Source organism: Domibacillus tundrae (assembly GCF_000970675.1).
In the GTDB taxonomy this organism is placed as follows: domain Bacteria; phylum Bacillota; class Bacilli; order Bacillales; family Domibacillaceae; genus Domibacillus; species Domibacillus tundrae.
The window spans coordinates 759802-772941 of record NZ_LAJA01000001.1; the positions used below are offsets into that span (position 1 = coordinate 759802).

The 13140-nt window shown below is 44.1% G+C and carries 18 protein-coding genes; 14 read left to right on the top strand and 4 right to left on the bottom strand.

Translation table 11 applies throughout. The annotated features are described in order from the left end of the window. Window positions 1-76: 76 nt before the first annotated feature. The 3 genes from greA to mtnN all read left to right on the top strand — a co-directional run bounded on the left by greA (window position 77) and on the right by mtnN (window position 2057). Entirely contained in the window at window positions 77-553 is a 477-nt protein-coding gene (gene greA / locus VQ00_RS03795; protein ID WP_046178728.1) for a transcription elongation factor GreA, read from the top strand. Window positions 554-659: 106 nt separating this feature from the next. Continuing rightward, complete coding sequence (locus tag VQ00_RS03800) at window positions 660-1298, top strand: DUF1510 family protein (RefSeq protein WP_046178729.1); 639 nt, start codon at window positions 660-662, stop codon at window positions 1296-1298. A gap of 54 nt (window positions 1299-1352) precedes the next feature. Continuing rightward, entirely contained in the window at window positions 1353-2057 is a 705-nt protein-coding gene (gene mtnN, locus VQ00_RS03805; RefSeq protein ID WP_046178730.1) for a 5'-methylthioadenosine/S-adenosylhomocysteine nucleosidase, read from the top strand. Between the two features lie 135 nt (window positions 2058-2192). Here mtnN and sigK read toward each other — a convergent pair whose 3' ends face one another. Beyond that, a complete protein-coding gene (sigK, locus tag VQ00_RS03810; protein ID WP_046178731.1) occupies window positions 2193-2951 on the bottom strand; it encodes an RNA polymerase sporulation sigma factor SigK in 759 nt (252 codons plus the stop codon). 45 nt (window positions 2952-2996) lie between these two features. Next, complete coding sequence (gene sda, locus VQ00_RS17960; protein ID WP_082091450.1) at window positions 2997-3140, bottom strand: sporulation histidine kinase inhibitor Sda; 144 nt, start codon at window positions 3138-3140, stop codon at window positions 2997-2999. 285 nt (window positions 3141-3425) lie between these two features. Here sda and VQ00_RS03815 point away from each other — a divergent pair, with 285 nt between their 5' ends. From VQ00_RS03815 to VQ00_RS03850, 8 genes are read left to right on the top strand one after another with little or no spacing between them, the layout of a single operon-like run. After that, window positions 3426-3950: a YqeG family HAD IIIA-type phosphatase gene (locus tag VQ00_RS03815; protein ID WP_046178732.1), complete on the top strand. Its 525-nt coding sequence runs from the start codon at window positions 3426-3428 to the stop codon at window positions 3948-3950. Then, window positions 3947-5044 (top strand): ribosome biogenesis GTPase YqeH, encoded by a 1098-nt coding sequence (yqeH, locus tag VQ00_RS03820; RefSeq protein WP_046178733.1) that lies wholly within the window; start codon window positions 3947-3949, stop codon window positions 5042-5044. The genes VQ00_RS03815 and yqeH overlap by 4 nt, the downstream gene beginning before the upstream one ends. Before the next feature lie 15 nt (window positions 5045-5059). Beyond that, complete coding sequence (aroE, locus tag VQ00_RS03825; protein ID WP_046178734.1) at window positions 5060-5902, top strand: shikimate dehydrogenase; 843 nt, start codon at window positions 5060-5062, stop codon at window positions 5900-5902. Further along, complete coding sequence (yhbY, locus tag VQ00_RS03830) at window positions 5896-6189, top strand: ribosome assembly RNA-binding protein YhbY (RefSeq protein WP_046178735.1); 294 nt, start codon at window positions 5896-5898, stop codon at window positions 6187-6189. The genes aroE and yhbY overlap by 7 nt, the downstream gene beginning before the upstream one ends. After that, the gene (locus VQ00_RS03835) at window positions 6186-6758 is read left to right on the top strand and encodes a nicotinate-nucleotide adenylyltransferase (RefSeq protein WP_046178736.1); all 573 of its coding nucleotides are present in this window, start codon (window positions 6186-6188) and stop codon (window positions 6756-6758) included. The genes yhbY and VQ00_RS03835 overlap by 4 nt, the downstream gene beginning before the upstream one ends. Continuing rightward, a complete protein-coding gene (yqeK, locus tag VQ00_RS03840) occupies window positions 6745-7314 on the top strand; it encodes a bis(5'-nucleosyl)-tetraphosphatase (symmetrical) YqeK (RefSeq protein WP_046178737.1) in 570 nt (189 codons plus the stop codon). Before VQ00_RS03835 ends, yqeK begins: the two co-directional genes overlap by 14 nt. Then, a complete protein-coding gene (gene rsfS, locus VQ00_RS03845; protein ID WP_046178738.1) occupies window positions 7315-7665 on the top strand; it encodes a ribosome silencing factor in 351 nt (116 codons plus the stop codon). Next, the gene (locus VQ00_RS03850; protein ID WP_046178739.1) at window positions 7662-8396 is read left to right on the top strand and encodes a class I SAM-dependent DNA methyltransferase; all 735 of its coding nucleotides are present in this window, start codon (window positions 7662-7664) and stop codon (window positions 8394-8396) included. Before rsfS ends, VQ00_RS03850 begins: the two co-directional genes overlap by 4 nt. A gap of 60 nt (window positions 8397-8456) precedes the next feature. Here VQ00_RS03850 and VQ00_RS03855 read toward each other — a convergent pair whose 3' ends face one another. Beyond that, window positions 8457-9284 (bottom strand): pyrroline-5-carboxylate reductase dimerization domain-containing protein, encoded by an 828-nt coding sequence (locus tag VQ00_RS03855; RefSeq protein WP_046178740.1) that lies wholly within the window; start codon window positions 9282-9284, stop codon window positions 8457-8459. Between the two features lie 80 nt (window positions 9285-9364). Here VQ00_RS03855 and VQ00_RS03860 point away from each other — a divergent pair, with 80 nt between their 5' ends. From VQ00_RS03860 to VQ00_RS03870, 3 genes are all read left to right on the top strand, one after another. Next, window positions 9365-10000 (top strand): helix-hairpin-helix domain-containing protein, encoded by a 636-nt coding sequence (locus VQ00_RS03860; protein WP_046178741.1) that lies wholly within the window; start codon window positions 9365-9367, stop codon window positions 9998-10000. 88 nt (window positions 10001-10088) lie between these two features. Next, window positions 10089-10505, top strand: a complete 417-nt coding sequence (locus VQ00_RS03865; RefSeq protein WP_046178742.1) for a deoxycytidylate deaminase — start codon at window positions 10089-10091, stop codon at window positions 10503-10505. 14 nt (window positions 10506-10519) lie between these two features. Beyond that, the gene (locus VQ00_RS03870; RefSeq protein WP_046178743.1) at window positions 10520-12799 is read left to right on the top strand and encodes a DNA internalization-related competence protein ComEC/Rec2; all 2280 of its coding nucleotides are present in this window, start codon (window positions 10520-10522) and stop codon (window positions 12797-12799) included. A 44-nt stretch (window positions 12800-12843) separates the two neighbouring features. Here the strand turns inward: VQ00_RS03870 and VQ00_RS17965 are convergent, their stop codons facing one another. After that, on the bottom strand, window positions 12844-12975 hold the full coding sequence (locus VQ00_RS17965) for a YqzM family protein (RefSeq protein WP_046178744.1): 132 nt from the start codon (window positions 12973-12975) through the stop codon (window positions 12844-12846). Window positions 12976-13140 lie beyond the last annotated feature (165 nt).

Here is a 13140-nt window from a genome sequence, read left to right on the forward strand (position 1 = left end):
CGCGCGCCTTCTAAATTGGAAGGGGCGCGCTCATATTTAAGTGCTTTTTTTGTGAACATTAAAGGAGTGGAAGAAGTTGTCGAACGAAAAAGTATACCCGATGACACGGGAAGGGAAAGAAAAACTGGAGCAAGAGCTTGACCAATTAAAATCTGTAAAGAGGAAAGAAGTTGTGGAACGCATTAAAATCGCCCGCAGCTTCGGCGACCTGTCGGAAAACTCTGAGTATGACTCAGCAAAAGAAGAGCAGGCGTTTGTGGAAGGCCGGATCGGAACAATCGAGACAATGATCCGCAATGCGAAAATCATTGAAGCAAGTGAAATGAAAAAGGATGAAGTGTCTCTTGGGAAAACGGTGACATTTATTGAACTTCCAGATGGCGAAGAAGAAAGCTACACAATCGTCGGAAGTGCGGAAGCGGATCCATTCGAAGGGAAAATTTCAAACGACTCACCTATCGCCAAAAGCATGATTGGCAAGCGTGTTGGCGACGAAGTCATCGTTCAGACGCCTGCTGGCGAAATGAATGTGAAAATCGTTTCAATCGGTTAATAAAAAAGCGCAAAAGGCGCGAGCCTTTTGCGCTTTTTTTGCGTAAAAACTTTTATCCGGCAAACGAGAGTGTTAAAATGGAAGCGTAACTGAGGAGGAGAAGCAAATGGAACAATCGTCGCGTGCCCAGCGCAAAACAAAGCGGAGAAAAACGAACCGCATTTTAAATACAGCCATCGCGGTTGTCGTACTGCTTATTATCATCGTCGGATTCACCATATTCGCTGGTGGAAATGATGAGGAACCGGCAGCACCGGAAGAAACAAAGCAGGATCAAACAGCCGCCGTTTCGGATGAAGAAACAGGAGAAGAAACAGCTGATGAACCTACGGAAGAACCGGCTGTAACAGAAGAGCCGGCTGACGAAGAAGAAACCGAAGAAAAACCAGCGGATGAAGAAGTTGTCGTTTCAGAAGGAACCGAACCAAATGTTGAGCAAGATATTGTGAATCCGAACTGGGAAGGTGTAGGCACGACCCAGTCAGGTGAGCATGCGTCTTCATTTGAAACGGATTCATCCGATTGGCAGGAAAAAGAGCAGGCTTTGGCTTATGCCACCGGTATTCCATTGAGCGACATGACAGTTTGGTATATAAGCGGCAATGGCCCTCAAGGTGCTATTGGAACAGTATCACCGAAGTCAAACGAAAATGAAGCATACCGTGTATACATTGAATGGGTAGACGGCGAAGGCTGGAAGCCAATAAAAGTGCAAAAACTCGAAGAAAACGATAAAGGCCGCTAAAACCCGCTTCGACGGCGGGTTTTTTTGCGGGACCAAATAAAAGGAGTGCTACAGATGAAAGCAGCGATTATTGGTGCAATGGAAGAAGAAGTAACGATTTTACGCAGTGAAATGGAAAACAAAGAAGTAAAGGTGATTGGTGGCAGTGAATTTACGACGGGGCTGCTTCATGGCGTTGAAACGGTTTTGCTTCGTTCAGGTATCGGCAAGGTCAATGCGGCGATGACGACAGCGGTGCTTATTCATGAATTCAAGCCGGATGTGATTATCAATACTGGCTCAGCCGGCGGTCTGTCACCTGAATTACAAGTTGGTGATATCGTCATTTCAACAGAAGTCCGTCATCATGATGTTGATGTGACTGCATTCGGTTATGAATATGGTCAGGTGCCACAGCTCCCGGCAGCATTCCAAGCGGATGAGTTGCTTATTGACATCGCATATAAGGCATCAGAAAAGGATTCAGAGTTGAAAACAGTTAAAGGGCTTATTGCAACGGGTGATTCCTTTATGAATGAGCCAGCCCGTGTTCAGGCTATTGCAGAAACATTCCCTGGTCTTCAAGCAGTTGAAATGGAAGCAGCTGCAATTGCTCAAGTTGCTTATCAATTTGATGTGCCATTTGTTATTATCCGGGCGCTTTCTGATATTGCCGGCAAGGAATCGACTATTTCATTTGAACAATTTTTGCCAAAAGCGGGTCTTCATTCGGCTAATCTGGTGATGAAAATTGTTGAACAGCTCCAAAAAGCGCAATAAACGAGTACAAAAAGATGCATTTTATGATAAAGTAAGAGTAATGAATAAAGTGGATGAAAAGGAGAGTTGTCACGAATGGTTATGATGATTATGGGGTTGCTTTTGGCAACGGTAACGGGCGTTATGATCTCTGTTTCAATCGATTGAGGAAAAGTGATTTGAAGGGTGCTCCAGATCTTTTGGAGCCCTTTTTTGTTTCGTTTGAAGCCGTTTAAACTCTTGCATCATTTTGGCAAGGGCTCTTTTTTCAATACGTGAGACGTAGCTTCTTGAAATGTTCATGTTTGCCGCAATTTCGCGCTGCGTCTTATCTTGATCATTCACCAAGCCATAGCGTGCCGCAATGACGGACAATTCCCGTTCATCGAGAACCGACAGGCACTTTTTCATTTGATCAATATCCATTTGAAGAGATAGGCGTCCAGTAACATCTTCATCCTCGGTCTTTAATAAATCAAGAAGGCTGATTTCGTTTCCTTCTTTGTCACGGCCGACCGGATCATACAGTGATACATCTTTTTTTGTTTTCTTTAAAGAGCGGAAATGCATGAGGATTTCATTTTCAATACACCGCGCTGCATAGGTGGCGAGCTTTGTTCCTTTTTTACCGGAATAGCTTTCAATGCCTTTAATCAGCCCAATCGTCCCGATCGAGATAAGATCTTCTGTATCGTGATGTGTTTTTTCAAATTTTTTCACAATATGGGCAACGAGACGGAGATTATGTTCAATAAGCTTCGCACGGGCGTAGCGGTCTCCTTGTTCATGAAGCGACAAATATTTTTTTTCTTCTTCCGCGCTTAAAGGCTGGGGAAACGCGTTATGTTTCACATAAGAGACGAAAAAAACCGCTTCCTTTAATAAAAAAGAGAGAGCGGCTGCTAGTTCAATCATAGTGAACCCTCCTTTAATAGAAAGCATATTCAGAAGGGGTTATGGCTATTCCTTTTTGTTGCCATTTTGCGACTGGATGGCCCGCCGCTGTATCTCTTTTTCCATTAGTGTAAGGAAATCATGATTTAGCTTTAGTTTTGTCGCTTTTTTATAAGAAGAAAGAAGTAAGTGATCGGATAAAGAATGCATAACTTATCATCTCCATATAGTTAATATGTTTTTTTACAGTTTAACAAAAAAATGGGTTGGGAACAATTGTTCTTTTTTCCACAGGTGACGGTGGATAAGTATGAGTATGTGTTTGGATAACTGAGATGAACCCTTGAAATCATTATGTTTATTTGTGTATAACTTTATCCACAGAAATAAAAAGTGAAAAAAATGTCGAAAAGTTTTTGTTCTTAATATTACTTTGTCACATATGAAAAAATCGGCTATGATAGGAGAAGCAAACGAATAGTAGAGGTGTACATTGTGCTGAAATTATTTTTACCAAATGAGCAGGTAAAAAGTGTGCTGGAAATCGACCCAGAACGTCTAAAAGAAAAAGGAATTAAAGCAATCATAACTGATCTTGATAATACGCTTGTCGCATGGGACAGACCGGATGCCACGCCCGAACTTTTGAATTGGTTTCAAAAAATGAGCGATGCGGGCATTAAAGTATTGATCGTATCGAATAATAATCAAAAGCGGGTCAGCTCGTTTTCGACACCGCTCGATTTGCCATTTATTTTTGAGGCAAGAAAACCGATGGGCCGCGCATTTAGAAAAGCGATTAAGCTGTTGAATGTGAAAAAGCACGAAACAGTCGTCATCGGCGACCAGCTTCTGACTGACGTATTTGGAGGGAATCGAAGCGGTATTTATACAATTTTAGTTATCCCAATTGCAGCGACGGATGGGTTTTGGACGCGAATTAATCGGAAGGTTGAGCGAAGATTAATGGCTTTTTTCCGTCGTAAAGGGATGATTCAATGGGAGGAACGAAAGCAATGAGTGAAATAATCACATGTGATGGCTGTGGGGTTGTCATTCAAACGACAGACCCGAATGCGCTTGGCTATGCGCCTGCTGCCGCCCTGGAAAAAGAAACGGTTGTCTGTAAGCGGTGCTTCCGTTTGAAGCACTACAATGAAGTGCAGGACGTTGAACTAACAGACGACGACTTTCTAAAAATCTTAAACACGATTGGTGATACTGATTCGTTAATTGTGAAAATCGTTGATATTTTTGACTTTAACGGAAGCTGGCTGCCAGGCCTGCACCGTTTTGCCGGAAAAAATCCGGTATTGTTGATCGGAAATAAATCCGATTTGCTTCCAAAGTCAGTGAAAAAAGAACGGGTGATTCACTGGATGCGCTATGAGGCAAGCCAGCTTGGCTTAAAGCCAGTTGACGTGATGTTAACGAGCGCATCAGAAGGAAAAGCCATCCGTGACGCGGCGGATGCAATTGATCATTACCGGAACGGGAAAGACGTGTATGTAGTTGGCTGTACAAATGTCGGCAAATCGACGTTTATTAACCGGATTATTCAAGAAATTACTGGTGAAGGTGACATTATTACCACGTCCCACTTTCCAGGCACAACACTTGATATGATCGAAATTCCTCTTTCTGACGGTCATGTGCTTGTCGATACACCGGGAATTATAAATCATCATCAAATGGCTCATTTCGTGGATAAAGAAAACTTGAAACTTTTGCTGCCGAAAAAAGAAATCAAACCAAAAGTTTTTCAGCTAAATGAAGAGCAGACATTGTTTTTTGGCGGATTGGCTCGTTTTGATTATTTATCAGGTGGACGCCGCTCGTTTATATGCCATCTGTCCAATGAAATCGAAATTCATCGGACGAAACTGGAAAAAGCCGACGCCCTATATGAAAACCATGCAGGTGAATTGCTAAAGCCGGCAGGGCATGGCGGAGCAGCACTTGAGCTTGTCCGTCAGGAATGGACGATAAAAGAAGCGAAGACAGACATCGTTTTCTCGGGACTTGGCTGGATTACAGTAAATGAACCAGGTGCAAAAGTGGCGGCTTATGTGCCAAAAGGAGCCGCTGTTACGTTACGTAAGTCGTTAATTTAAAGGTGGGGCAGTCAGATGAAAAAGTTATATGGCGTTATTGGCGATCCGATTGGTCATTCCATGTCACCGGATATGCACAATGACGCGTTTCAATCACTAAGTATGGATGCGCATTATCACGCGTTTCAAATTGAAAAAAAAGATTTAGAAGCCGCGGTGCTAGGAATGAAAGCAATCGGCATTTCTGGCTTTAATGTGACGGTTCCGCATAAAACGGCGATTATGCCGCTTTTAGATGAGGTAGACCCGCTCGCTCAAGCTATCGGAGCAGTGAATACTGTGGTTTTGGATAACGGACGGTTCATCGGCTATAATACAGATGGCGAAGGTTTTCTTGCCGGATTAGAAGTTGAATATGACGAAAACGTGCTCGACAAGCGGATTTTACTGCTTGGCGCAGGCGGATCAGCCCGGGCGATTTATTATACACTCAGCCAAAAAGGCGCTATGCACATTGATATTGGCAACCGGACACTTGAAAAAGCAGAGGAGCTAAAGAAACGCTGCCCGTACCCAGTTAAGACTTCACTCTTGACGCTTGATGAAGCAGCGGAAAAGCTCGCAGATTATGATATTATTATTCAGACAACATCAATCGGCATGTCGCCCAATGTTGAAGCCATGCCTATTTCGCTTGACAACCTCCACCCAGATGCGTTTGTGGCGGACATTATATATAATCCGATTGAAACAGCGTTTATGAAAGAAGCAAAAGCACGGGGAGCGAAGTCGCAAAATGGAGCGAAAATGTTATCATTTCAAGGAGCGCTTGCTTTTGAAAAATGGACAGGCATTCTGCCGGAACCGTCCCGCATGGAAACAATTATTTACAACAAACTTGGAGGAATAAAATGCTGACAGGAAAACAAAAACGATTTTTACGGGCGGATGCCCATCATTTAGACCCGATTTTTCAAGTAGGAAAAGGCGGCGTCACTGAAAATATGACGAAGCAAATTGCGGAAGCACTTGAAGTGCGCGAACTCATTAAAGTAAGTATTTTGCAAAATAATGAAGATGATAAACACGATGTGGCAGAAGCATTGGCTAAAGGAGCGAAAGCAGAGCTCGTTCAATTAATCGGCCATACAGTTGTTTTATACAAAGAATCAAAAGAAAACAAAAAAATCGTTCTGCCGCGATGAAAAAAGTTGGCATTTTAGGCGGAACATTCAATCCGCCGCACGTTGGCCACTTAATTGCGGCCAATGAAGTGCTGCACGCGCTGCACCTGGATGAAATCCGTTTTATGCCAAATTCGATTCCACCGCATAAGAGACTGGCTGGCCATATAGCCGATGAGCATCGGCTTCGTATGGCGGAACTTGCCATTGAAGACAATGAATTGTTTGAAATCGAAAAAATCGAAATCGAACGTGCAGGCGTTTCGTATACGATTGATACAATGCGGGAATTGATAAAACAAGAACCGGATACGTCATTTTATTTTATCATTGGCGCAGACATGATTGAATATTTGCCGAAGTGGCGGGAAATTGATGAATTAAGCCGGCTTGTCACATTTGTTGGTGTAAAGCGGCCGGGTTATTCAACAGAAACGAGATACCCGGTGATTCTCATTGAAACACCGGAAATTCATTTGTCATCAACGGCTCTCCGGAAAAAAGCGGCATCAAACGAAACACTTCATTATTTGCTGCCGGAACCAGTCATTCGGTATATAAAGGAGAATGGCTTATATGGAGCGGAATAGAGCGCTTGAACTTGTTAAAGTGCAGTTAACAGATAAGCGATACACGCATACACTAGGCGTAATGGAAACGGCTGTGATGCTTGCTAAACGATATGGAGCGGATGTGAAAAAAGCTGAATTGGCTGCTATTTTTCATGACTATGCAAAATTTCGTCCAAAAGAAGAAATGAAGCAAATTTTGATTGATGAACAAGAAGATGTTCGGCTTCTTCAATTCCATCATGAGCTTTGGCATGCGCCGGCGGGAGCTGCTCTTGTGCGAAAGGAAGCCGGGGTAAAAAATGAAGAAGTGCTATCGGCAATACGCTGGCACACGACGGGAAGGCCCGGCATGACACGGCTTGAAAAAATTGTTTACTTGGCAGATTATATCGAGCCCGGCAGGCTTTTCCCAGGTGTGGATGATGTCCGAACGATAGCAGAACAGAATTTGGACGATGCGGTTCTGGCTGCAGTGAAAAATTCGATTATCTTTTTGATGGGCAAACAACAGCCGGTTTTTCCGGTAACGATAGATACGTACAATGATTTTATTCAGAATGGAGACGATGGTTAATTGACAGAACAACAGCAATTACTACATGCAGTAACGAAAGCAGCAGATGATAAACGGGCGGAAAACATTACCGCACTCAATATGGATGGTATTTCGCCGATTGCGGATTATTTCGTTATATGTCATGGGAATTCAGATAAGCAAGTACAGGCAATTGCCCGGGAAGTAAAAGAAAAAGCAGAAGAGCTTGGCATGGATATTAAACGGATGGAAGGTTTTGACGAAGCTCGCTGGGTCTTAATCGATATTGGTGATGTAGTTGTTCATGTATTCCACCGTGATGAACGCGTCTATTATAATTTAGAGCGCTTATGGGGCGATGCACCGCATGTTGATGTGCTGACGTCATGAGCTACAGCCGGTTTGCCACCGTATATGATGCGTTGATGCAGGATGCGCCGTATGATGAGTGGGAAGCATATTTGCAAAAAGAAGTGAAAGCCGGTTCGCTTCTTGATATTGGCTGTGGGACGGGCGAGCTTGCCGTTCGCTTTGCACGTGCCGGCTTTCACGTAACAGGTATTGACCTTTCTGAGGATATGCTTGCCATTGCCCGTGAAAAAGCAGAAGCGAATCATGTAACCATCCCGCTTTTTAAGCAGGATATGCGGGAACTCGACAGCGTCGGTACGTTTGAAACGGCAGTCATTTTTTGCGATTCGCTGAACTATTTGGAAACAGAAGAAGACGTGAAGCAAACCTTTCAATCGGTGTTCAACTATTTGAAAGACGACGGTTTGTTTTTGTTCGATGTTCATTCCGTTTATAAAATAAATCATGTTTTTTTGGAACAAACATTTGCCGATGCGGCGGAAGAGATTTCGTTTATTTGGAATGCATTCCCAGGAGAGCATGCGGATAGTGTAGAGCATGAACTGACGTTTTTCGTTCAGTTGGAAAATGGACAGTATGAACGGTTTGATGAACTGCACTCTCAGCGTACGTTTACGCCTGAAAAATATGCAGAGTGGCTTAAAGAAGCAGGGTTTAATGTGGAAGCCATTACGGCTGATTTTACAAATGATTCGCCATCTACACAATCCGAACGTATTTTTTTCAAAGCAAAAAAGAGCAGCCGCTAAGCTGCTCTTTTTTTGTTAAGATTTTGTAAAGAATGAAGGAAAAAGAAAAAATATGTCGAATCAATTTATAATGCCAAATGCGGCAGATGCCTCTTTTCTGTCTTCAGCAGCTTTTTGCTGCGTCATTCTGCATAGCGCCGCGAACAATTCACCTGCCTCTGATTCGATGACGGTAAGGCCGCGTCCTGTCACGCCGCCCTTAGCAGCCGTCCGCTCCGGCAACATCTCCAGCGTCCAATCCTTTTGTTTCAGCAGCTCTCCAAGACCGATCATCATGTGAAATGCCAATGTTTCCGCCTGGCTTTTCGTTAATCCATACGTGGCCGCCTCATTAGCATACATGACGGCCATTTTGGAAAAGAAAGCAGGCCCGCACCCAGTCAAATCTGATGCAGCACGTACAACGTTGTCATCCGCTTCCAGTGCAACGCCGGCAATTTGTTCAAGCAGCCCAATCACTTTTTTCCGCCAGTCCGGTCCGCATGACTGTCCGAATGAATACAAAATGCCGCCAGCTGCGGCCGTATTCGTTACAGAAGGGATTACTTTTCCGCATGGGCAGGGAATAACGGACTCCATCTGTTTAATCGAAACAGCGCTTGCAGTTGAAAGAACACAATGTTCAGCTGTTAAAAAAGGAGCAATCGATTGGAGAAGCGGCTTTAAATCAGGCTGCCTCAGGCAGACAAAAATCAGCCGCGCCTTTTTAACAACTTCTTCTGTTGTCCGGCACACATGCGCGCCGGGAAAATCTGCTTTCAACTGTTGTGCTTTTTCAATCGTACGGTTATACAGGAAGATGTTTTCCGGCGCAACAGCAGAAGTGGATAGCAGTGCTTCTGCTAAAACAGTGCCGATACTTCCAGTCCCGATGATCCCGATTTTCATAATGGATGCTCCTTTCTTGTTCACTTGTTATCTGTACGTCCGTAATTAAAAATTATGCTAGCAGAAGGGAAGGGAAATCGATGAACGTGCAGGAAATGATCAAAAAGTACAAAGTTCCGGCTGCTGGTGGACTAGCGCTGGCCATGTTTTGGCTGTATGGATTAACAGAAGAAGATCCTATCCCCCCTGCATCAGAGCCCGCTGCGGTAGAAGAGGTTCAGGTGGAGACTGATGCCGAAGCAATACTCGAGGAAGCAGCACCACCTGTTGAAGTAGCTATTGATGTAAAGGGAGCGGTTTCCATGCCGGGCATTTACATGATGTCGAGTGACGAACGAGTCAATGACGCCATTAACAAAGCCGGCGGATTAACGGAACAGGCGGAAGCCGCTGCAGTGAATTTAGCGCAAAAAGTCCAGGACGAAATGGTTATTTATGTGCCTGCAAAAGGAGAAGAGGTCCCGGCTGTTCAGACAATGCCTGTGCCATCGTCCGGTTCAGCGGCAGGCACAGAGCAATCCTCCGTCATCAATATTAATACAGCTGATTCAACCGCACTGCAGGAGCTGCCTGGCATCGGTGAATCAAAAGCTCAAGCCATTATTGACTTTAGAGAAACAGACGGTCCATTTACAGCTGTAGAAGATTTAAAGAATATCTCCGGCATTGGTGATAAAACATTCGAAAAGCTGGCGCCGCTTATTACGATTAAATAAAGGAATTTGACGAATGGAAAGACGTGCCGATAAACTAAAAGAATAAACCGGCCGCAGACCGGAAAAGACAGAAAAGAGGGTTTTTGAAATGGAACGAAAAAGCTGGGATGATTATTTTTTGAATATTGCGGACGTTGTTGCTACACGCTCAACCTGTAACCGGCTCAATGTCGGCTGTGTCATCGTAAAAGACAAGCACATCGTGTCAACCGGATATAACGGGTCAATTCACGGACATGAGCATTGTCAGGAAGCGGGCTGCCTATTATCTGATCAAGGGAGATGTATACGCTGTCTGCATGCGGAACTAAATGCAGTGCTTCATGCGGAGCGGGATAAATTAAAAGGATCTGCTGCGTACGTCACACATGAACCATGTGAAAATTGTGCGAAAACACTGGCGCAAGCTGGTGTAGCGCGCATTATTTACCGAAATGCGTACCCGAATAAGTGGAACAGCCACTTTTTGAAAAATATTGAAGTTGTTCATGTCCCAATAGAATAAAAGGATGGTGTTGTATGCCTCTTCTTCATATGAGCATTGCTGCCCTTGCGGCGATTTTGTTCGCCGTACATGCATCGCAGCCTGTTGTAATGCTGCTTTTTATGACAGGAGGCATTTTGCTTTTTAAAGTTAATGTAAATACGCGAATGTGGATGATCGGCACTTTTTTTTTATTTTTCATGACCACGTCTATTCATGAATCAAGTCCCGAATCCGCTTTTACCGGTTTAGAAACGGAATGGACCGTTTCATTTACAGATGATTTGCGAATTGATGGAGACTGGTTGAATACAGGTGTGATAGAAATACCGTCCAAAGAGGCGCTTAGACTAACTTACCGCCTTCAATCAAAGGAAGAAAAAGAACTTCTGAACGAGAAGTTAGTGCCGGGCTTCACGTGCCGCATTCAGGCAGAAGCATCCCTTCCAAATGAAGCAAGAAATCCAGGGGAATTTAACTACCGTTCCTATTTGGCAGCAAGCCAGACTTTTTTTGTATTAACACCTAAAGAAATCTCTTTAGAGCATTGTGTGATGAATCATTCAATCCGTTATCTGCCTGCAGCGTGGCGTGTAGCTGCATTGACTCGGATTAAGGAGAACTTTCCGGCTCCGCTTTCTTTTGTGGCAGCCGCGCTGTTATTTGGTGACCGTTCATCCGGTTCAGAAGAGGTGACAGAAGACTATGAACGCCTTGGGATTGTACACATCTTATCCATCTCCGGACTGCATGTTACACTGTTGACAGGGCTTCTTTTTTACCTGTTGATCCGGATTGGAATAACCAGAGAACGCGCAAGGCTGATCCTTTTGGCTGCACTGCCTCTTTACGCACTGCTGGCAGGTGCTTCTCCACCAGTGATTCGTGCCTGCCTGATGACAGGGGCTATTTTATTCACCGCTTCTAGCAATATAAAGCTGCAGGCATCTTCTGCACTTGGCGCTGCTTTTTTAATCATGACGCTTCTAAATCCGTATAGTGTATTTCAAGCTGGTTTTCAGCTTTCGTTTCTTGTCACCTTTGCGCTTGTTTTATCATCGGGCGTCATCTTAAAAAGGGCTCGGAATGCAATTGAATTATCATTGTCTGTCTCCATTTTGTCACAGCTTGCGGCGCTGCCTGTGCTGCTCGTACACTTTGCAGAACTGTCGATTATTGCTCCTATAGCTAACCTCTTATTTGTACCGTTTTATTCACTCCTTATGCTGCCGCTCTTGCTCCTGTTATTTTTTCTTTCATTTTTTATTCCGATTGCTTTTTTCTCCAGTCTTGCCAATGGGCTTTTAATGAAAATGGACAAGCTGGCCGCGGTCATGGCCGATGTTCCATTTGCTGTGATTGTGACGGGGCAGCCTGATATGAAAACAGCTGTTATTCTTGCCATAGCGTCAATTGGATCCTTTTTGCTTTGGGAAATCACAAAAAATGTGAAAAGCAGCCTTTTTGTTTGCAGCCTTCTGCTGTCGGGCATCATCTTGTCAAACCGTTATTCGTCAGAGGGGGAAGTCACATTTCTGGACGTCGGCCAGGGCGACAGCATTTTTATAAAATTGCCTCGTAATCAAGGGACATATTTGATTGATACCGGCGGCCGGGTGCCATTCGAAAAAGAAGAATGGACGGAGCGGCAAGGGGGCTTTTCGGTCGGGAAAGATACGATCGTTCCCTTTTTAAAAAGAAAAGGCATAACAAAGCTGGATAAGCTGATTATTACCCATGCGGATTTTGATCATGCCGGTGCAGCAGCGGAAGTGCTTGAGAAAATTCCTGCGAAAGAAATCATCATTTCGCCTGGATCAGGAGAAGGTGATGTGATGTCTGGTATCATCCGAACAGGGATAAAGGTTCGGGAAGGAGCGGAAGGAGAAAGCTGGGAGATAGAGGATGCGTTTTTTCAATTTTTAGCACCGAATGACCGGGAGTATGAAGGCAATGACGATTCACTCGTGCTATATGCAAAAATCGGCGGGAAAACGTGGCTGTTTACCGGCGACCTGGAAGAAGAAGGGGAAAATGAGCTTATGAAACGATATAACCTTGATATTGACTGGCTGAAAGTCGGTCACCACGGAAGCAAAACATCTTCGTCGCCTCCATTTATCAAGGCGGTCAAACCTGAATTTGCGGTCATCTCAGCTGGTGTGAATAATCGCTACGGTCATCCCCATAAAGAAGTAACCGGCACACTGGCTAAAGAAGGTGTAAAGCTCTATCGTACAGATAAACAAGGAGCAATTACGTTCAAATTTGATGGGGAAAAGAGCGAGGTTAAAACAACCATTCCGTTCAAATAAAAAAATCCGCCTGCATGTGCAGGGCGGATTTTCCTTTCGATGTATCAGCCAACCAGCTGAATCACAGTGGCAAGAATGAACATCGTCGCAAAGAAACCGAATGAAGCAATAAAGCCTACTCCGGAGTCTACTGCATCGTTACGTTTTGATTGGACATTTTTTTCGAAATCGTTCATAACTACCCCTCCTATTTCACTCTAAGTATAGACAATGAAAGCGGAAAAATCTAGACTATGCAGCGCATTTAAGAAAAAGTCGACACAGAATGTTCACATTTTAAAAAGAGTTGCTGCGCCTTGCGATTTGATGTTGTTTTTTCTAAAATGAAAACAGAAACAGAA